Annotated in this window: 17 protein-coding genes; 11 read left to right on the plus strand and 6 right to left on the minus strand. The window is 71.7% G+C overall.

Annotated features, from left to right (window positions below; translation table 11 throughout):
• Positions 1 to 48 precede the first annotated feature (48 nt).
• The 3 genes from ABZX22_RS26000 to ABZX22_RS26010 are packed head-to-tail and all read left to right on the plus strand — an operon-like array spanning position 49 to position 2,277.
• The gene (locus ABZX22_RS26000; protein WP_354913549.1) at positions 49 to 174 is read left to right on the plus strand and encodes a hypothetical protein; all 126 of its coding nucleotides are present in this window, start codon (positions 49 to 51) and stop codon (positions 172 to 174) included.
• Positions 171 to 1,106 (plus strand): aldo/keto reductase, encoded by a 936-nt coding sequence (locus ABZX22_RS26005; RefSeq protein ID WP_354913551.1) that lies wholly within the window; start codon positions 171 to 173, stop codon positions 1,104 to 1,106. Before ABZX22_RS26000 ends, ABZX22_RS26005 begins: the two co-directional genes overlap by 4 nt.
• 55 nt (positions 1,107 to 1,161) lie before the next feature.
• Positions 1,162 to 2,277, plus strand: coding sequence for a sensor histidine kinase (locus tag ABZX22_RS26010; protein ID WP_354913553.1), 1,116 nt, complete (start codon positions 1,162 to 1,164; stop codon positions 2,275 to 2,277).
• Here the strand turns inward: ABZX22_RS26010 and ABZX22_RS26015 are convergent.
• Both ABZX22_RS26015 and ABZX22_RS26020 read right to left on the minus strand, forming a co-directional pair.
• Positions 2,249 to 3,400, minus strand: coding sequence for a low temperature requirement protein A (locus tag ABZX22_RS26015; RefSeq protein ID WP_354913555.1), 1,152 nt, complete (start codon positions 3,398 to 3,400; stop codon positions 2,249 to 2,251). The genes ABZX22_RS26010 and ABZX22_RS26015 overlap by 29 nt on opposite strands.
• 17 nt (positions 3,401 to 3,417) lie before the next feature.
• Positions 3,418 to 4,332: a sensor histidine kinase gene (locus ABZX22_RS26020; RefSeq protein WP_354913557.1), complete on the minus strand. Its 915-nt coding sequence runs from the start codon at positions 4,330 to 4,332 to the stop codon at positions 3,418 to 3,420.
• Between the two features lie 436 nt (positions 4,333 to 4,768).
• Between ABZX22_RS26020 and ABZX22_RS26025 the strand changes: the two genes are divergently transcribed.
• Positions 4,769 to 5,143, plus strand: coding sequence for a hypothetical protein (locus ABZX22_RS26025; RefSeq protein WP_354913559.1), 375 nt, complete (start codon positions 4,769 to 4,771; stop codon positions 5,141 to 5,143).
• Between the two features lie 88 nt (positions 5,144 to 5,231).
• Positions 5,232 to 6,683 (plus strand): DUF2079 domain-containing protein, encoded by a 1,452-nt coding sequence (locus ABZX22_RS26030; RefSeq protein WP_354913561.1) that lies wholly within the window; start codon positions 5,232 to 5,234, stop codon positions 6,681 to 6,683.
• Here ABZX22_RS26030 and ABZX22_RS26035 read toward each other — a convergent pair.
• On the minus strand, positions 6,662 to 7,756 hold the full coding sequence (locus tag ABZX22_RS26035; RefSeq protein ID WP_354913563.1) for a glycosyltransferase family 4 protein: 1,095 nt from the start codon (positions 7,754 to 7,756) through the stop codon (positions 6,662 to 6,664). The two genes, ABZX22_RS26030 and ABZX22_RS26035, sit on opposite strands and share 22 nt — an antisense overlap.
• A gap of 23 nt (positions 7,757 to 7,779) precedes the next feature.
• Between ABZX22_RS26035 and ABZX22_RS26040 the strand changes: the two genes are divergently transcribed.
• From ABZX22_RS26040 to ABZX22_RS26050, 3 genes are all read left to right on the plus strand, one after another.
• Positions 7,780 to 8,595 (plus strand): PIG-L family deacetylase, encoded by an 816-nt coding sequence (locus ABZX22_RS26040; RefSeq protein ID WP_354913565.1) that lies wholly within the window; start codon positions 7,780 to 7,782, stop codon positions 8,593 to 8,595.
• A gap of 81 nt (positions 8,596 to 8,676) precedes the next feature.
• A complete protein-coding gene (locus tag ABZX22_RS26045) occupies positions 8,677 to 9,732 on the plus strand; it encodes a lysylphosphatidylglycerol synthase domain-containing protein (protein ID WP_354913567.1) in 1,056 nt (351 codons plus the stop codon).
• Positions 9,733 to 9,783: 51 nt separating this feature from the next.
• Positions 9,784 to 13,173: a BTAD domain-containing putative transcriptional regulator gene (locus tag ABZX22_RS26050; RefSeq protein ID WP_354913569.1), complete on the plus strand. Its 3,390-nt coding sequence runs from the start codon at positions 9,784 to 9,786 to the stop codon at positions 13,171 to 13,173.
• Here the strand turns inward: ABZX22_RS26050 and ABZX22_RS26055 are convergent.
• Positions 13,142 to 13,648 (minus strand): hypothetical protein, encoded by a 507-nt coding sequence (locus ABZX22_RS26055; protein ID WP_354913571.1) that lies wholly within the window; start codon positions 13,646 to 13,648, stop codon positions 13,142 to 13,144. The genes ABZX22_RS26050 and ABZX22_RS26055 overlap by 32 nt on opposite strands.
• 202 nt (positions 13,649 to 13,850) lie before the next feature.
• Between ABZX22_RS26055 and ABZX22_RS26060 the strand changes: the two genes are divergently transcribed.
• Positions 13,851 to 14,369 (plus strand): VTT domain-containing protein, encoded by a 519-nt coding sequence (locus tag ABZX22_RS26060; RefSeq protein ID WP_354913573.1) that lies wholly within the window; start codon positions 13,851 to 13,853, stop codon positions 14,367 to 14,369.
• A gap of 14 nt (positions 14,370 to 14,383) precedes the next feature.
• On the opposite strand, the gene ABZX22_RS26065 is transcribed toward ABZX22_RS26060, so the two are convergent.
• Entirely contained in the window at positions 14,384 to 14,575 is a 192-nt protein-coding gene (locus tag ABZX22_RS26065; RefSeq protein WP_354913575.1) for a YegP family protein, read from the minus strand.
• A 119-nt stretch (positions 14,576 to 14,694) separates the two neighbouring features.
• Here ABZX22_RS26065 and ABZX22_RS26070 point away from each other — a divergent pair, with 119 nt between their 5' ends.
• Positions 14,695 to 15,558: a serine hydrolase gene (locus tag ABZX22_RS26070; RefSeq protein WP_354913577.1), complete on the plus strand. Its 864-nt coding sequence runs from the start codon at positions 14,695 to 14,697 to the stop codon at positions 15,556 to 15,558.
• Positions 15,559 to 15,625: 67 nt separating this feature from the next.
• A complete protein-coding gene (locus ABZX22_RS26075; protein ID WP_354913579.1) occupies positions 15,626 to 16,630 on the plus strand; it encodes a hypothetical protein in 1,005 nt (334 codons plus the stop codon).
• Positions 16,631 to 16,673: 43 nt separating this feature from the next.
• Here the strand turns inward: ABZX22_RS26075 and ABZX22_RS26080 are convergent, their stop codons facing one another.
• Positions 16,674 to 18,746, minus strand: a complete 2,073-nt coding sequence (locus tag ABZX22_RS26080) for a phosphocholine-specific phospholipase C (RefSeq protein WP_354913581.1) — start codon at positions 18,744 to 18,746, stop codon at positions 16,674 to 16,676.
• Positions 18,747 to 18,752 lie beyond the last annotated feature (6 nt).

Consider the following 18,752-nt stretch of genomic DNA (forward strand, 5'->3'; position numbering starts at 1 on the left):
TGGGTAGGGTCCGCCCCCTCAGGGTGGGTACAGCCCGCCACCGGCGGTTTGACTTCGAGCGCACTCCAAGGGCGACCCTGGAGTCATGACGGCGTCGACTCCCGGATCGCCGAGCTGACCCAGGGCCTCAAGGTCCTGGACTACAAGATCAACCTCTACCAGGAGATGACATGACCTCCAGGATCGGGCTCGGCTGCATGGGCATGTCCGAGTTCTACGGCACGGCCGACGACGACGAGTCGATCGCCGTCATCCACCGCGCCCTCGACCTTGACGTGAACTTTCTCGACACCGCCGACATGTACGGCACGGGGCACAACGAGGAGCTCGTCGGCCGAGCCATCAAAGGCCGCCGCGACGAGGTGTTCCTCGGCACCAAGTTCGGCGTCAGGCGCGAGGGCGGCACACGCAGCATCGACAACACCCCCGCCTACATCCGCCAGGCCTGCGACGCGTCGCTGCGGCGTCTCGGAGTCGACCACATCGACCTCTACTACATGCACCGCCGTCACCCGGACGTCCCGATCGAGGAGTCGGTCGGCGCCATGGCGGAGCTGGTCGAGCAGGGCAAGGTGCGCCGTCTGGGCCTGTCGGAGGTGACGGCCGACACCCTGCGCAGGGCGCACGCCACGCACCCGATCCACGCCCTGCAGAGCGAGTACTCCCTGTTCACCAGGGGCATCGAGGCGGAGATCCTGCCCACCGCGCGCGAGCTGGGCGTCAAGCTGGTGGCCTACTCCCCCATCAGCCGCGGCCTGCTGAGCGGCGCGCTGCCGCCCGCCGACCAGCTCGCCGCCGACGACTTCCGCAGGGTCAACCCCAGGACCTCGGGCGAGGCCGCCGCGCACAACGCGCGGCTGGTCGAGCGCGTCGCCGCGGTCGCCGCCGAGGTGGGCTGCACGCCCGCGCAGCTCTCGCTCGCCTGGCTGCTGGCCCAGGGCGAGGACGTCATCCCCATCCCCGGCACCAAGCGGCTGAGGTATCTGGAGGAGAACGCCGCGGCGGCGGCCGTCACGCTCACCGCCGGCCAGATCGACGCGCTGTCCGGTCTGGCGGAGGCCGTCGAGGGCGCCCGTTATGCCGATATGTCATCGGTAGAGAACTAATGTCCGTCTAGCGGGTGATGTCGGCCCCTTGAGCAGCGCCTTACAGTCGGGACCCATGAGGCTCGACTGGGCGATCGCCGCCATTGTGGCCGTGTTCTCGCTGGCCGAGGAGATCGGCGGCCGTACCGGCGAGCCCGACCGCACCCACCCGGCGCTGTGGATCGGGCTCGCCCTCGCGAGCGCGGTCCTGGTGGCCGTACGGCGCCGCATCCCGTTCACCTCGCTGGCCGTCTACAGCGTGGCCGGCGGCCTGGCCATCCCGCTGTCACAGGAGATGCTCGGCGCCTGGCAGTTCTACGTGGAGCTGGTGCTGCTCTTCACCGTGATGGCGGAGGTCCCGCGCGCGAACTGGCGCGCGCCCGCGGCGCTCGCGCTGGCGCTCGGCTTCCTCAGCCTCATGGTCTTCGCCGACACCGCGCCCGTCGGTCCAGGCGATGTGGCCATCGCCCTGGTGATGACCGGCGTGGCGGCGGGAGCGGGCGTGGCGGTCCAGCGTTACCGGGAGGTCGCCGCCCAGGCACAGGAGCGCGGGGCCCTGCTGGCCAGGGAGGCGGTCAACGAGGAGCGCAACAGGATCGCCCGCGAGCTGCACGACATCGTCGCCCACAGCGTCAGCGTCATGGTGATGCAGTCGGGTGCGGTACGCCGCCGCCTGCTCGAGGAGCAGGCGCGCGAGCGGGAGGCGCTGACGGCCGTCGAGGAGGCCGGTCGCGAGGCCGTCCACGAACTGCGACGCATGCTGGACGTGCTGCGGTCGGGCCCCGAGAGCGCGGTCAACGTCCCGCAGCCCAGCCTCGCCCGGCTGGAGGAGCTGGTGGAGCAGGTTCGCGTGGCGGGCCTCGACGTGAAGCTCGACGTGCGCGGCGCGCAGGTGCCGCTGTCGGCGGGGCTCGAGCTGTCGGCCTACCGGATCATCCAGGAGGCGCTGACCAACACGCTCAAGCACGCCGGACCGACCAGGGTGCTGGTCGCGGTCGCGCACCGGCGCGGGGAGCTGGCCATCGAGGTCACCGACGAGGGGCCGGCGCCGGGTCACGAGCCGCCCGAGCGGCGCGGGCCCGGCCAGGGGCTCATCGGCATGCGGGAGCGGGTGGCGCTGTTCGACGGGCGGCTGGAGGCTCGTCCGGTGCCCGGCGGCGGGTTCACCGTCCGGGCCACGCTGCCCGCCTGATCAGGCTCGTCGCCGCCACCAGCCCGGCCGTGACGGCCGCGATCAGCGGCACGGCGACGGGGGTGGCCGCGGCCAGGAGCACCAGGACCGCGGCCAGGAGGAACGCGGCGCTGTCGGCGCGGCCGTAGCGGTGCGGGCGGATGTGCAGCGCCCACACCGCGATCAGGAAGATCGCGACGGGGACGGCCATCGCCAGGCCGGCCTGCGTGCGGGTCAGCGCGCTCTCGCCGGTGACGTAGGCGACCATCACCTCGATGCCCCCGCCGACGGCCCCCACCGAGGCGAAGATCACATAGTGGCCGTAGCCCCAGCGGAGCGCCGCCTTGCTGGAGGTGAGGATCTCGTGGGTCTCGGGCTCGAAGTAGATCCACCACAGCGAGAAGACGATCACCAGCGCGGCGGCGGCCACCACGATCAGCGACGGCTTGGCGCCCTCGTGGGACAGCGCGTTCTGCACCGAGACGGTGGCACCCAGGACGTTCTCACCCATCATGATGATGGTGAACAGGCCGTAGCGCTCGGCGATGTGGTGCGGGTGCCAGGAGGTGCGGGTCCCCCGCTCGCCCCACACCGGTACGGCCAGCTCGATCACCACACCGAGCGCGAACACCGGCAGCACCAGCGTCGCGGGCGTCACGAACAGGACGGCCCAGTAGACCATCGCCAGGCTGATGCCGAGCGCGTAGCGCCGCGCCGCCCGCCGGTGCGGACGGTCGCCGGCGGCCGCGCGCAGCCACTGGCAGGCCATGGCCGCCCGCATGATCAGATAGCCGAACCAGACGATCCGGTAGTCGTGCCGCTCGAAGGCCGCCGGTACACCGGCCGCCAGCACCAGCACGCCCGACATCTGCACCAGCGTCATGACGCGGTAGACCCAGTCGTCGGTGTCGTAGGCGGAGGCGAACCAGGTGAAGTTCATCCACGCCCACCAGATGGCGAAGAACGCCGTCACGTAGCCGGTGAGCGCCTCGCCCAGGTGCCCGGCCGACAGCGCGTGCGCCAGCTCGCTGACCGCGAAGGAGACCGCGACGACGAAGAACAGGTCGAAGAACAGCTCCAGCGGGGTGGCGACGCGGTGCGGCTCGTCGGTCGCGCGTCCTCGCATGGAGCGCAGCAGGATCATGCCGCCGCCCTACCAGGTCACCCCGGCCGGTCGAAATAGGCGCGTACCACGGTCGCGCCCTCGCGCGTGTGGATGCGGACCAGGTCGCTGAGCAGGTTGACGATCAGCAGGCCGCGCGAGCCGGGGGTGCGGGGATCCACGGGCCGCCGGCCGGCGAGCGGGTCGGTGATGTGCCCCGCGTCGCTGACCTCGCAGACCATGCGGCCCTCTTCGTGCCACAGCCGCAGCACGCCCGCGCCGCCCCCGTGGTCGAGACTGTTGGCGCCCAGCTCGGAGACCGTCAGCTGGACGTCGTCGAGGCGGGTGCCGGTCAGGCCGGCCGCCGTCGCCCACTCGTTGGCCAGGTGCCGTACCTGGCCCAGGTTGGTGCTGTCGAAGCTGAGCGCGACGGCGGCGGGCGGCTCGTAGAGCGGCACGTTGTAGCCCTCGATCACGCGCATGGGAGCGTAGGCGGTGCTCGCCCGCTCCCCCTCGGCGTCCTGGAGCAGGGGGTGGGTGAGCGCGGCGTCGTCGAGGATCTCGGGCTCGAGCCGCTTGGCGTCGTAGGGGCAGACGATGGTGGCGCGGCGCCCCTGGAAGGCCAGGTTGATCAGCGCCTCGTGCTGGGCGCAGGCGGGGTACTCGGTGCCGGTGCGGCCCGCCCAGATGGGCTCGCCGACGATCCGTACGTGCCGGTCCGGATAGTGGTCGGCGAACTCGCGCAGCACTCCGGGAATGATCCGGCCCGGATTGCGCCCCACGACGGTCATGTCCAGCATGCGCACCCGCTGCGCCTCGTCGCCCAGCTCGTCCCTGATCAGCTCGAGGTTGGGGCCCGGTACGGAGACCGCGACCGGCTCACCGGCCGCCAGCCCAGCGCGGATGAACGGTACGGTGCCCGAGAGGTACTCCCGGTCGTCCTCGTAGAAGAACGCCGGGTGCACGAACGCCATACCTGTGACGTTACCGCGAGAGGGTGAGTTACACCTGATCATCGGGTAATACAGTGGTACGTCCCACTGGAAGGATTCCACTAGGTGAAGAAGCTCCAGCTGGTCCCCCGGCCGCGGCCCCCACGCCGCCCCCTCCCCCTCGACCTGCGCACTCCCTCCGGCAGGCCCCTCCCCTTCTGACCCCCCGTCTCTGACCCCCCGTGCGATCCGATGACCGATCGACGGATGCGCGCGCCCGACGCCGATCGCGAGCGGGTCGCGCGTGGCGGTCGCGGTCAGCGCGGCCGGCACGAGGGCGAGGGGGAATGACCGCCATGTCACGGCGTCCAGCCATGGTGGTAAGTCGGTGTGACGGGTGATGTAAGCGCGATGTAAGTGAATATCAAGTCTGCCCCCATAATGTCCCTTCTGCTGGTCATCCAACGAAGGGCACAGAATGCGTTTCCTCAAGCGGGCCATCACCGTTTCCGCGGCCACGCTGACCCTCGCGGGGCTCACCGCCTGCGGCGCCGTGGGCACCGCCGTGGACTGCACCACGGCGTCGAACGAGGCCACCAAGATCATGAACGAGTGGTCCGGCAGCCTCGCCAAGGCCGTCACCGACCCGGCCGCCATGGAGAAGGCGTCCACCGAGGCCGCCGACAAGACCAAGGCGCTCGCGGCCAAGTACGACGGCGAACTCGCGTCGGCCCTCAACGACCTGGCCTCCAGCTTCGACAGCATCAAGGGGCTCCAGGACGCCTCGAAGCTCACCGAGTTCACCACCAAGATCAACGGCTTCAGCACCAAGATCCAGAGCGCCTGCTCCTGATGAAACTCCCGGCCGCCGCACCGCCTGCGGGGGGCAGTGCGGCGCGGCGGCCGCGGTCCGGTGCCCTGCTTGTCTACCCTTGTCCGCTGTGCTGTCCCTTGTGCGCCTGACGACCTCTCCCCGCCTGTGGCTGTCCCTGCTCTGCGCTGCCGCGGCCGCCGCCTACTCCCTGCTCGGACTGGTCAGGCTCGCCACCTTCCACGCCACCACGTTCGACCTGGTCATCGTGGACCAGGCGGTGCGCGGCTACTCCCGTCTCGGCCCGCCGTACATCCCCGCGGTGGGCAGCTTCCACGGCCGCGGCCTCGACTACCTGCAGCTCGCCGACCACTTCTCGCCGATCTACGCGCTGCTGGCGCCGCTGTACTGGATCCATGACGGCCCGGCCACGCTGATCGTCGCCCAGGCCGTCCTGTTCGCCGCCGCCATCCCCTTCCTGTGGATGTTCACCCGCAGGGTCCTCGGGACGGTTCCCGCCTACCTCGTCGCCTTCGCCTACGCCGTGTCGTGGCCGATCGCCCAGGCCGCCGCGTTCGACGCGCACGAGGTGATGTTCGTCCCGCTGCTGACCGCGATCATGATCGAGCGCTACCACGCGGGCCGGCCGCTGCCCGCGTTCCTGGCGCTGCTCGCCCTCCTGCTGGTCAAGGAGGACATGGGCCTGGTGGCCATCGGCGCCGGCCTGTGCCTGGTGGTGCTCGGCGACCGGCTGCGCGGCCTGCTGTGCGTCACGGTCGGCCTGGCCTGGACCGTGCTGGTGCGCGGCGTGCTGATCCGGCTGGTCGGCGGCGACACCGGCGACTTCTGGGCCTACGGGCACCTGGGGCCCGACGTGCCGAGCGCCCTGCTGCACATGCTGGGCGACCCGCTCGGCACGCTGGCTCTGCCGTTCAGCGAGGAGGCCAAGGTCGACACGCTCCTCCTGCTGGCCTGGCCGACGCTCATGCTGTGCCTGCTGTCGCCGATCTCGCTCATGGCGCTGCCGCACATCCTCGAACGCATGCTGTCCGACAGGTCGCCGTGGTGGCAGGCCGACTTCCAGTACAGCGCCTTCACCGTGATCATCCTCTTCTGCGCCGGCGTCGACGGGCTCTCCCGGCTGCTGCGCTGGATCAAGGGCCCGGACGCGCTGAAACTCGCGTGGTCGGTCGGCGTCGCCGCCGTCGCTCTCACCCTGGTCCCCCGCTTCGCCCTGGACCAGCTCGCCCGTCCGGCCTTCTACCGCGCCGACCCCGAACACGTGCGGGCCGCCGCCGAGGCCGTCTCCCGGGTGCCCTCGGGCGTGGTCGTCGAGGCCGCCAACTCGCTCGGCCCCGCCCTGACCTCGCGGGCCACCGTCCTGCTGTGGGACCACCAGCCCCGCTGGGCGCCGTGGGTGGTGGCCGACGTGGCCCGCTGGGAGTATCCCCACGGCTCCCCCGCCGCCCAGGCCGAGCGCGTCGCGCTGCTGCTGTCGTCGGGCTACGAGAAGGTCTTCGAGCGCAACGGCTTCGTCGTACTGCGCAAGACGGACGGCACTCAGCCGATGGCCGACGAGTAGCAGCGCTCGAAACCCTCCAGGATCAGCGGCCACGATCCGGCCGTGGGCGGCGTGGAGCGGTTGTGCTCGGCGATGGACTCGCGCAGCGAGGTGTCGGTCGACAGGCGGACCACGGCCGACACCAGGTCGTCGAAGGAGCGGCCGAGCAGCCCTTCCTTGCCGTGCTTGACGAAGTCGGCCACGCCGCTCTGGCTGCGCGCCACCACGGGCAGGCCCGCCGCCCGCGCCTCCAGGGCGGCGATCCCGAACGACTCGCGGGGCGCGGGGGCGATGAACAGGTCGGCCGAGGCGAGCACCTTGGCGATCTGCGCGCGGGTGTGGCGACCGGGCAGCGAGACCCAGGTGTTCATGCCGTTCGCGGCGAGGAAACGCTCCATGGAGCCGCGCGCCGGGCCCTCGCCGATGACCGTGGCCCGCATCGGGACGTGGGCGGGCACCCTGGCGCGCGCCTCCCGCAGCAGCCTCAGCAGGCGGACGGGCTGCTTGCGGGGCGCGAACCTGCCGACCGCCACGATGTGCACCTCGCCGTCCTGCGGCGGGCCGGCGCCCACGGGGCGCCAGCCCGAGACGTCGAGCCCGTTGGAGACGACGTGGACCGGCGTGCCCCACCCCGCGACCGCGCGGATCGGGGCGGCTGCGGCGTTGCTGACGGTGGTGGCGACCAGCCCCCACCGGTGCCACTCGAAGACGAACCTGAGCGCGGTGTAGAGGGCGCGCGTGGCCGGGTCCCACATGCTGTGCACCGTCACCACGACGGGCAGCCCCGCCCTGACGGCCGCGCGCACCCCCATCCACGCGAACGGCGAGACGGCGCCGGCGTGCACGTGCACCACGTCCGGCCGGCTCGCCGTCATGAGCCTGGTGAGCTTGCCCACACCTCGAGGGTGCACGGGCAGGTCGAACGGCATCCTCGCGACGATCCTGTGGACGCCGGGAAGCGCCTCCCCCCTGGTCGCGGTGGCCACCTCGACGGTGTCGCCGGCCTCGCGCTGCATCCTGACGAGGTCCGCGACCTGCACCTCGATGCCCCCGAGCCGTGGAAGGTAACAGTCGCTGACGTGAAGGATCCGCACCCGTCCCACACTAATCTGACCTTGTGCCACCACGTACCGCTGTGTTCTTCCACGCACACCCCGACGACGAGGCCCTCCTGACGGCGGGCACGATGGCGATGCTCGCGGCCGAGGGCCACCGGGTGGTGCTGGTCGTGGCCACCGCCGGAGAGCGCGGCCTGGCCGACACCGAGAAGGGCGAGGCGCTCGGCGAGAGGCGGATCAAGGAGCTGTACGAGTCCGCCGCGGTGCTCGGCTGCGCCCGCGTGGTGTGCCTCGGCTACGGCGACTCGGGGCTGAGCCCCACGGGCGGCATCGCCGAGGAACGCCCTGACAACGCCTTCATCGACGCCGACTCCGAGGCGGCCGCCGAGGCACTGGCCGCCGTGCTGGAGGAGGAGAAGGCCGACCTGCTGTCGATCTACGACCCGGCCGGCGGCTACGGCCATCCCGACCACGTGCAGGTGCACCGGGTGGGCAGGCGGGCCGCGCAGATCGCGGGCACGCCCATCGTGCTGGAGGCCACCGTCAACAGGGACCCGCTCCTTCGGGCGCTGCGGCTGGCCGGCAAGGTCTACACCTTCCCTCCCGAGTTCGACCTCAGGACCTTCGAGAGCGCCTACACCGCGGGCGACCAGATCACCCACCGGGTCAACGTCAGGAAGTTCGCCCGGCAGAAGAGGGCCAGCATGACCGCCCACGCCTCGCAGGCCAGCGGCGGCGACGGCGACAGGACGCTGGCCGTCCTGCTGAAGATCCCCGGGCCGCTCTACCGGCTGGTCTTCGGCACCGAGTGGTTCGTCCGCCGCGACCTGCCTCCGGGCACCCGGCTCAAGCACCCCTTCGACGAGGCACCGTGAGAGACGAAGCATCGTGAGAATCGCCCGTTTCCTCCTTCAGGACGACGCTCAGCACCCGCGCGCCGGGGCAGGGTGGTGTCGATGAAGAACTCATGGCTCCGGATCACCCTGTCGGTCGTCTCGCTGGGACTGGCGGCGACGCTCGTCGTCTACCTGCCGCAGATCGTCCAGACGCTCACCGGCAAGAAGGTCTCGTGGGCGGAGATCGGCGCGATCTTCGCGGCGATGCACCCCGGCGTGATCGCGCTGATGGCCGCGGTGTGGCTGGCGAGCCTGTTCGCCTACACCTTCGTGCTGACGAACTCGCTGCCCGGCCTGAACAACCTGCAGGGCCTCACGCTCAACGCCGCGGGCAGCGCGGTCAGCAACCTGCTGCCCTTCGGCGGGGCCGCGGGGGTGGCGCTGACCTTCGCCATGGCCAGGAGCTGGGGGTTCGGCAACCGGGCCATCGTGGTGATGACGCTGGTCAGCGGCATCTGGAACACCATGTTCAGGTTCCTGCTGCCCGCCGTCGGCATCATCGCGCTGCTGATCGCGGGCGAGGCGCCCAACCCGACCGTGGCCAACGCCGGGTGGATCGGCGCCCTGTCGATCCTCTCCCTCGTCGCGGTCGTGGCGGCCGCGCTGTACTGGGATCGCGCCGCCGCGCTGCTCGGCCGCGCCCTCGACGCGCTGGTACGGCCGACCCACCTCAAGTTCTCGGCGTCCGCCGCGCTGGAGCGGCTCCGCAGGGACACCGCGGGCGTCGTCAGGACCCGGTGGGCGCGCCTGTCGGCCGGCATGACCGCCTTCCTGGTGCTGCAGTGGCTGATCATGATCTGCTGTATGCAGGCCACCGGCGCGTATCCTGGTCTTGCACAATCGATCGCAGTCTTCGCGTTGTCCCGGGTTCTCACCGCGGTCCTGGTCACACCCAGTGGCGCGGGGCTCATGGAGGGGGGTGTCGTGTTGCTGCTGACGACCGCCTTCGGCGTGGACGTCGCCGCCGCCACGGCCACCGCGCTGCTGTTCGGTTTCTGGACGTACACTGTCGAAATCCCTTTCGGCGGGCTGGCTCTCGGCGCATGGGCACTGCTGGGCAGGAACCGCAGGACTCGTCAGGAGAGCCGACACACGAACATGGAAACGCAGCCGTGACCATCGCGAACATGACAAAGACCTTGTGCGTGATTCGGAAGCACACATAGCGTGGCGGCTGACATGGTGGCGTTCCGGGTTCTGGGGCCAGTCGAGGCGTACGAAAGCACCAGCGACGACGAACTCGACCTCGGCGGGTTGCGGCAGCGGGCCGTACTCGCCCGCCTTCTCGTGGCCAGAGGGCAGGTCGTGCCTGTTGACACCCTGCTCTACGACCTGTGGGACGACGACGCGGCCAAGGGCGCGCAGTCGGGCCTGCAGGTCTACATCTCCCGCCTGCGCAGGGTGCTCGAGCCGGGCAGGCCGCGCGGCGGGCCCAACAGGCTGCTGGTGACCGTCGCCTCGGGCTACGCGCTGCGGGTGGCGCCCGAGCAGGTCGACGCGCTGCGCTTCGAGCAACTGGTCAGGGCGGCGGGCGAGTACCTCGACACCGACGACCCGCAGTCGGCCAGGGCCAGCCTCGGCAAGGCGCTCGGGCTGTGGCGCGGCACGCCGTACTCCGACTTCGCCGACCAGCCGTGGGCGGAGGCCGAGGTCAACAGGCTGACCGAGCTGCGGCTGGTGGCGCGCGAACGCTACGCCGACACGGGCCTGCGCCTGGGCATGCACGCCGAGACGGTGCCCGACCTGGAGGCGATGACCGGCGAGAACCCGCTGCGCGAGGAGGGCTGGCGGCTGCTCGCCCTCGGCCTCTACCGGTGCGGCCGGCAGGGTGACGCGCTGGCGGCGCTGCGCAGGGCGCGTGGCATCCTCGCCGACGAGCTGGGCATCGACCCGGGTCCCGCGCTGCGCAAGCTGGAGTCCGACATCCTGGCCCAGGCGCCCGACCTCGAACTGGCCGCCGTGCCGCGGCCCGCCAGGCAACCGGCGCCGGTCGCCGACACGTGGCCGCCGCGGGCGACCACGGCGGTCGAGCCGCCCCCGCTGGAGCCCGAGCCGTTCATCGGCCGTGACGCCGAGCTGTCCAGGCTGACCGGCGCGGCCGCCAGGACCGGGCGCTTCGAGGTGGCGATCGTCGCCGGCGACGCGGGCGCGGGCAAGACGACGCTGCTGCGCCAGCTGGAGAGCAAGCTCAAGGGCGACGGCTGGACCACCGCGTCGGGCGCCTGCCCCGACTCCAGCGCGACCCCGCCCGGCTGGGCGTGGGTGGAGATCCTGCGCAGCCTGGTCGAGGAGAACGGCGCCGGCGAGTACGGCCAGCTCCTCGCGCCGCTGCTCGACGACAGCGAGAGCGACCCCGACGAGGACGAGGCGTCGGGCGGGTTCCGGCTGCACCGCGCGGTCGGCGGCTACATCGCGGGCGTGGCTCGCCGCTCGCCCGTGCTGCTCACGGTGGAGGACCTCCACTGGGCCGACGACCAGACGCTCGCGCTGCTCAGGGCGCTGCCGAGCCTGCTGGCCACCAGCAGGGTGCTGCTGGTGGTGACCTGCCGCGACAGCGAGCTCGACGACCGGCAGTCCGACGTGCTGGCCGCGCTGGCCCGGCTGGGGCCGGTCAGGGTGAGCCTGTCGGGTCTCGACCCGAAGGCGGTGGCCGAGCTGGTGCGGGCCACCTGCATTCGCGAGGTCGACGAGGACGCCGTCGAGTCGATCGTCGAGCGCACCAGGGGCAACCCGTTCTTCGTGCGTGAGACCGTGCGGCTGCTCGACGCCGAGGCGGTCGGCGAGCGCGCGACCGCCGCCGAGGTGGCCTCCCAGGTTCCCTCGGGCGTGCGCGACGTGCTGCGGCGGCGCATCTCGCGGCTGCCGGAGCGGGCTCAGCAGATCCTGCTGCAGGCCGCGGTGATCGGCCGCGACGTGGACGTCGACGTGCTCGTGGAGGTGTCGGGCGACGAGGACGCGGTCGTCGACGCCGTCGAGGCGGCGCTGCTGGCCGGCCTGGTCACCGAGCCGGGCCCCGGGATGCTGCGCTTCGACCACGACCTGGTGCGCGACACCGTCTACTCCGACGCCTCCCGGCTGCGCCGCACCAGGTTGCACGCCGCCGTCGCCAACGTCATCGAGCAGCGCAGGCCCGCCGAGGTGGCGGCGCTGGCGCACCACTTCTTCGTCGCCGACGTCGCCGACAAGGCCGTCCACTACGCGGGGCTGGCCGCCGAGCAGGCGGAGCGGCGCTACGCCCACCGCGAGGCCGCGACGCTGTGGGAGCAGGCCATCGCCGCCTTCGACCGCACCGGCAGTCGCGACGCGGCCGAGCGGCTCAAGCTGATGCTCGCCCAGATCAAGGCGCTGGCGCTGTGCGGCGACATGACGGCGGCCAGGCTGAAGCGGCGTGAGGCGATGGACCTGGCGCTGCCGCTGAACAACCCGGTGCTGACGGCCAAGGTGGCCGCGGCGCTGGCCGTACCGCACAAGGGCATGGCCCGCGACTTCACCCGGACGGCGTGGGAGATCGTCGACGTCACCGAGCGGGCGCTGATCGAGCTGCCGGAGGGCGAGCAGACGCTGCGCGCCAGCCTGCTGACCACCCTCGCGCTGGAGCTCGAGGGATCGTCGGCGCCCGAGCGCGGCCGGCAGGCGTCGCTGGAGGCCCTGGAGCTGGCCAGGCAGAGCGGCGACCCGACGCTGCTGGCCGCGGCGCTGAGCGGCCGGCTGCGCCAGTCCTACGACATCCCCGCGGTCGACACCCGCGAGAGCATCGGCCGCGAGCTGCTGGAGGTCGCCCAGCGCTCGGGGCAGATGGCGGTGCAGGCGCTGGCCCACCTGGTGCTGCTGGAGTGCGCCGCGGCGCGCGGCGAGTTCTCGGTCTCCGACGAGCACGCGCGGGCCGCCGAACGGCTGGCCAAGCAGTACGACCTGTCCGCTCCGGCCGCGGTCGTGGCCTGGTACGAAGGGCAGCGGCTGATGATCGCCGGCGACTACGCCGGCGCCGAGCGGGCCTACCGCGAGGCGGCCAGGATGACGGCGCGGGCCGGCATGCTGGAGGGCCGCCAGGACCTGCCGCTGATCACCACGTTCTGCCTGCACCTGGTCGACGGCAGGGCCGCGGAGACGGTCGACCTCCTCGGCGAGGCCCACCAGCGCGGCGCCAAGTGGACCCTCGACGCCTACGCGCTGGCCCTGGCTTCGGCGGGCCATCTCAAGGACGCCAAGGCGGTGGCCGCGACCAGGCCGCCGGTGCGGCCCGACTTCCTGTACGAGCTGGCCATGACCTGGCGGGCGCTGGCGGGCATGCTGCTCGACGACCGCGAGCGGATGGTCGACTGCTACGACAAGCTGAAGCCGTTCGCCGACCGCATCGCGGGCGCCGGCACGGGCGTGGTGGCCCTGTGGCCGGTGGCGCTGACCCTCGGCGACCTGGCGGTCAGGCTCGACCATCCCGCCGCGGCCCGCGACCACTACCACAAGGCTCTGGAGGTGGCCAGGAGGGTCGGGGTGCAGCGGTGGGTGGAGGCGGCGCAGCGGGCCGTCAGCAACTCACCAGGATCCGGTCCGACCTGATCGGCCGTTCCGTGCCGGCGACGCGCAGCTCGACGCGGTACCAGCCCGGGTTGTCCTGGACGCTGAGCTGCCACTTGACGGTCCTGCGCGCGCCGGCGAAGCCGGCGTGCTCGGCCTGGTAGGTCCTCCACGACCTGGTGGCCGCGCTCCACCTGGTCAGCCGCCAGTGGTACATGAGGGTGCGGCCCGCCTCGGGGTTGATCACCACGGAGCGGGCCAGGAAGTCCCTGTCGCAGGCGGCGCCCCTGCCGCTGAGCGGGCTGACGGTGATGGTGCCGGCCTCGGGATCGGCCTGCTCGACGATCGGCAGGACGGTGGCCGAGAGGGCCACGGTGGTCGTGGGTCGCGGCGTGGAGTTCGCGATGCCGTAGGCCGACGCGCCGGCGTAGGCGGCGGTGAAGGCGAGCGCGCCCACCAGGAGCCTGGCCGCCGTGGAGGATCCGGTTCCCAGGACCGCCTTGCTTCGCGTCCCCATGATCGCACCTCTTCTCGTTCAACCCTTTTGTACGGGAGAAGGGTTGGGATCGACTTGATGGCGGCTTGCAGGTGTCTGGGCGCTTCCCCTCGGCAGGTCCAGGGCGCGATCCCGGGTAGCGTGGGAGGCGGGTGGCGCGGGTCGGCCAGATGACCTAAGGTTAGGCTGGCCTAAGAAATCTTTCGGGTGGTGGTGTCTGGTTATGCGGCAGATTGCGATCGCCATCCCCGACCCGACCCGCGCCTCGCTGTTCGGCCTGCCGTACTGGCTGATCGTGGTGGTCGGGGCGGTCGCGCTGTTCGGCGCGTTCCAGGCCTACTACTGGATCGGATTCAAGCTCGGCGACAAGCTGTACGAGTCGAGGTTCGGCGCGAAGCTTCCCCGTGAGCGCATCCGCGCCGTCGAGAGGGTCGTCGAGAAGTGGGGGGCGCTCGCCGTCTACGCATGCTTCTGGGTCCCCGTCCTGCGCCACACCCTGCCCTGGGTGGCGGGGGTGTTGCGCATCTCCTATCCCTGGTACGTCGTGGCCAGCGCGCTGGGCTGCCTGACCTGGGTGCCGGTGACCTCGTTCGCGCTCTACTCGGTGATCTGGGGCTGGCTGGAGCTGGCCACGCACTCCCCCCTTGCCGCCGCCGTCGCCGCGGTGATCGTGGTGAGCGCCGTCACGGCCTTCGTCATGTGGCGCAGGCGCCGCAGGAGCGAGAAGGCCCTCGCCGCCTGACGAGGGCCGGGCGCTCAGACCGTGGCGAGCGTCGTGTCGTCCACCGTCGCGTCGGGGGCGTTCTTGCGGACCGACTCGATGCCGTTGATGCAGGCCGCCTTGGTGGTGTAGCCCTCGCTGACCGCGATGGTCTGGCCGTTGCCCGCGACCAGCTTGAAGCGGAACTCCCCGCGCCCGTCCTTGGTGATGACGAACTTGCCTGCCATGGCGATCTCCCCCGATATGACGGTTCTAGGGGTCAATTACCCGCGTCTCCGACCGCGTTTTCCCGCCATAGGGTCAAGTTCCGCATATCAACCGGTGATCACCTGTCACGATGTCTGTCATGCGTATAGGGGGTATTCGACTACTGACCGCCGCCGCGGCGCTCACCCTGCTCGTGGGGTTCTCCCCGCCGACTCAGGCGGCGACACGTGCGGCCGGCGCGCCGCAGGTGAAGGCGCGGATCGGCTACGTCGTGGACTCGGCGGGGACCGTCCACGTCGCCAAGCGGGAGACCCGCAGGGTGCCCGTCGCCAGCCTGGTCAAGGTCATGACCGCCTACGTCGTCCTGCGCGAGGGCGACCTGGGCGACGTGGTCACCATCACCAAGGCCGACGTACGGCACGCCGCCGACAACGGCGCCACCAGCGCGAGGCTGCGCACCGGCGAGAAGGTGACGGTCAGGGACCTGCTCTACGGGTTGATGCTGCCCTCGGGGGCCGACGCCGCCAACGCGCTCGCCCGCACCTACGGCCCCGGCACGGCCGCCTTCGTCGCCAAGATGAACGCCGCCGCCCGCGGCCTGGGCCTGGCCGACACCCTCTACACCAACGCCGACGGCCTGCCGGCGCCCAGGAACGGCGGCTACTCCACCGCCGTCGACCAGGCCAGGCTCGCGAAGGTCGCGCTGGAGAACGCGACGTTCAGGACCGTCGTGTCCCAGAAGACCTACAAGCTCGCCAAGACCGCCGTCCACCGCGCCCACACCTGGACGAACACCAACAAGCTGCTGGGTGAGAGCGAGGGTGTGATCGGCGTGAAGACCGGCTACACCGCCAAGGCCGGCTTCTGCCTGCTGTTCGCCGCCGAACGCCAGGGCCGGCGCGTCATCGGCGTGCTCCTGGGCGACCAGGACTCCCGACGCTTCGCCACGGCGGCCTCGCTGCTCGACTACGCGAGCGAGCAGATCGCCACCACCAGCCCCTGACGGATGACGGCGCGGCGGCGGCACCGAGCGGGTCGCCGCCGCGCCGGGAACTCCACGGGCGATCGTCATGCCGAGCGACCGCCGCGACGGCACCCGGCGCCATAGTCTGGAGACAGCTCAAGCGCACGCCATCGGGATCCTGGAGACGCGGCCGGAGGAAGACGTGCCATTGGGAGCGCGGAAGCAGTCGTCGAGGAGCTCGGGATGGAGCGCTCCCCGCAGGCAGTGGCCGGACCGGGTGGCCGCTGTCGTGATCTCGCCCTTCAGCGTCATCTGGATCTCACGGGGCCCGTCACGGCGGGTGCGGCTGGGGCGCTTCCTCGTCGTCCTCTACATCACCAACGTGATGTGGAAGGTCTGGGAGATCTACCAGAGCAACCCGGCGGGGTTCATGCCGTACGTGCGGGGAGAGAAGGACGTGCTGCCGCTCCTCTATCTCCCGCCGCCGCTGGTCACGAAGTCAAACTTATCGCCCTGGATCGACCGGCCGCTGCTGGCGATCATGCTCGTGGTCCTCTTCTGGGCGGTCGGTCCGCACAACGTGCTGAAGGTGGCCCTCTACCTGCTGATCGTGCTCGGCATCGCGATGGCCGCGCCGATCAGCCGCGTGTCGGTCAACGCCGCCGTCGAGTCGGCGATGGCGTGGTGGCTCCAGACCGCGTGGCCGTGGCTCGCGCAGGCCGCCGCGAGTTCCTGGACGGCGCTCGCCCTCGGCCTGCTGCTGGCGGCCGCCTGCCTGGTGGGCTTCACCGCCACCTGCCTCGCGGTCGTCCACCTGACCAGGGAGCTGATCGCGGACGAGATGCACCCGCGGGACGTGGCGCGGTGCTTCGGCGTCGTCGTCGCGGGCGCGATCGCCGCCGGTGTCATCGTCGAGCTGGCCGCCTGGTCGGTGCACCTCATGCGGCACGTCTACGCCTTTCCCGACTGGCTGCCCTTCCTCTGGACCGTCTTCCTGGCGGGCCTGGCCGCCACCACCGCCGTGACCGCGGACATGGTCGCCGGCCAGGGGCCCGGCGACGGCGACCGTTCCGCCGGCGCCGCGACCCCCGCCCGGCGGCGCCGCGCATGAGCCCGTGGCGGGGTGTCCGCCTTCCTGATCTCTTTCGACCGCGCTAGCCGGAAACGCCGGCCCGGCCGTTCTCGAGGTGACCCATCAGCCGGCGGTGAAAGGACGGGTCCTCGGCGACGGTCAGCCGCAGGTCGTACCAACCTGACGTGGTGTCCCAGGAGATGACCGCCCTGTCTCCCGGGGCGACCGCCGCGTCCCGCCGACCGGCGTCGTAGGCGAACGCTTCGAGGGTGAACGTCAGCGGGGCAGGTCCCGGGTTGTGGATCGTCATCGTGAGCCGGTGCCCGTCACCGCGGGAGGACACCGCCACGTCGGCGGCCGGGCCCGCGCCCGACCCGGCGAACTCGCGCCGGAACCCGTTCGGGCCGGTGAGAAGCAGCCGGTAGGCGCCGCTCTCGACGGGGACGGTGAGGGACAGCGTGCCGAGCACGTCGCAGTGGCGCGGGAACCGGAACTCCCCGGCGTACGGGTAGAGGGCGAAATGGCTGCCCCGCTCCCCGGCGTCGGTCATGGTGACGATCAGCTCGTCCCCCGCCAGGACGGCGGACGCCTCCGGCCGGTAGGGCAGTGGCCGGGCAGGCCGGGTGCCGGGCTCCTGCGTGGCGAGCCGTCCCACGGTGGGCGGCGTGGCAGGCCAGCGCACCCGGAACGGTGGCACGACGACTCCCGCACCCGCCTGCGGCGCTTCCCCGGCCACGCCGGCTTCCGGCAGGACGGCCTGCGGCGCCCCCGCGCCGGTGCCCGCGTCCGGTGTGGGGGGCGCGGGCGCGGGCGTGTCGAAGTCGAAGGCCGAGGTGAGGTCGCCGGCGACGCGGCGTCGCCACGAGGTGATGTTGGGCTCCGCGACGCCGAGCCAGCGTTCCACGAAACGGATCGTGGACGTGTGGTCGAACACCTCCGAGCAGACGTGCCCGCCGATCGTCCACGGTGACACGACCGTCATCGGCACCCGGTAGCCGAGCCCGATCGGAAGCCCGTCGACGAACTCGTCCTCGGTGCCCTCCGGGGGCAACGGTGGCGGCACGTGGTCGAAGAAGCCGTCGTTCTCGTCGAAGGTGAGGAAGAGCGCGGTCCGCTCCCACACCGAGGGATGCGAGGCGAGCGCGTCCAGGATGTCGTAGACGAGGTTGGCGCTGTGGGCCGGGCTGGACGGGTCCGGGTGCTCGGAGTACGCCTCCGGCGCGACGATGTAGGAGACCTGCGGGAGCCGTCCCTCGGCCACGTCCGCGCGGAAGGAGGCGGCGAGCCGCCCCGGCTCGACCCTGGACAGCCCCCGCTCGTAGGCGTCGAGGTCGGCAGGGGACAGCTCCGCGACCCCCTTCCGCAACGCCCCGAGCATCTCCTCCCGATCAGTCGCGGGGAGCCGGAGCAGGCAGGTGTAGAAGGAGTGCAGGCTCCGATGGGGTGTGTGCGCCAAGGCCCTGCGCGCGACCTCCTTGAAGGAGACGAAGTAGTCCAGCGAGTTGCACTGGTAGTTGTCCCACTCCTGGTAGACCCGCCAGGTACGGCCCGCCGCCGTCAGCCTCTCCGGGTAGGACGTGTGCGTGTAGCCGGGATGGGTGTCCTCCTCGCAGGCGTCGTTGCCGGTGGTGCGCCGCCCTGACGGCTCGATCCCCGCGGTGCCTGACCAGTGGTAGAGCCGGTTGGGGTTCGTCGGCCCGAACATCGAGCAGTGGTAGGCGTCGCACAGGGTGAAGGCGTCGGCCAACTCGAACTGGAACGGCAGATCGCCGCGGTCGAAGTGGACCATCGCGCCGGGCCCCTTGCCCGCGATCCAGCCGTCCTGCCAGCCGCCGCCGCGCGTCCGCTGCCCCGTGTCCCACTCGTGGTCGACGCCCTGCACGTACTGGAGGTCGCCCTCGGTCAGGTCCCGGCCGCCGGTCCCGGCGCGCACCGGGAAGGGCAGCACGCCGGACTGGTCGAACACCGGCCGGCCGTCCGGCAGCGTGATGGCGTTACGGTCACCGAACCCGCGCACTCCACGCAGTGTGCCGAAATAGTGGTCGAAGGAGCGGTTCTCCTGCATGAAGAACACGACGTGCTGGAGGGAGCCGAGCCCGCCGGGCGGCACCGGCCGGACCAGCGCCGCCCGCAGGGAGGGGGGAAGAGCGGACAAGGGACA

Source organism: Nonomuraea sp. NPDC003804 (assembly GCF_040610675.1).
In the GTDB taxonomy this organism is placed as follows: Bacteria; Actinomycetota; Actinomycetes; order Streptosporangiales; family Streptosporangiaceae; genus Nonomuraea.

Excerpts from the sequence above, each read along its gene's own strand:
- ABZX22_RS26010 (WP_354913553.1), top strand. The coding sequence starts at position 1,162 with ATGAGGCTCGACTGGGCGATCGCCGCCATTGTGGCCGTGTTCTCGCTG.
- ABZX22_RS26055 (WP_354913571.1), bottom strand. The coding sequence starts at position 13,648 with ATGGGGACGCGAAGCAAGGCGGTCCTGGGAACCGGATCCTCCACGGCG.
- ABZX22_RS26025 (WP_354913559.1), top strand. The coding sequence starts at position 4,769 with ATGCGTTTCCTCAAGCGGGCCATCACCGTTTCCGCGGCCACGCTGACC.
- ABZX22_RS26045 (WP_354913567.1), top strand. The coding sequence starts at position 8,677 with ATGAAGAACTCATGGCTCCGGATCACCCTGTCGGTCGTCTCGCTGGGA.
- ABZX22_RS26070 (WP_354913577.1), top strand. The coding sequence starts at position 14,695 with ATGCGTATAGGGGGTATTCGACTACTGACCGCCGCCGCGGCGCTCACC.
- ABZX22_RS26005 (WP_354913551.1), top strand. The coding sequence starts at position 171 with ATGACCTCCAGGATCGGGCTCGGCTGCATGGGCATGTCCGAGTTCTAC.
- ABZX22_RS26075 (WP_354913579.1), top strand. The coding sequence starts at position 15,626 with ATGCCGAGCGACCGCCGCGACGGCACCCGGCGCCATAGTCTGGAGACA.
- ABZX22_RS26060 (WP_354913573.1), top strand. The coding sequence starts at position 13,851 with ATGCGGCAGATTGCGATCGCCATCCCCGACCCGACCCGCGCCTCGCTG.
- ABZX22_RS26020 (WP_354913557.1), bottom strand. The coding sequence starts at position 4,332 with ATGGCGTTCGTGCACCCGGCGTTCTTCTACGAGGACGACCGGGAGTAC.
- ABZX22_RS26015 (WP_354913555.1), bottom strand. The coding sequence starts at position 3,400 with ATGATCCTGCTGCGCTCCATGCGAGGACGCGCGACCGACGAGCCGCAC.
- ABZX22_RS26065 (WP_354913575.1), bottom strand. The coding sequence starts at position 14,575 with ATGGCAGGCAAGTTCGTCATCACCAAGGACGGGCGCGGGGAGTTCCGC.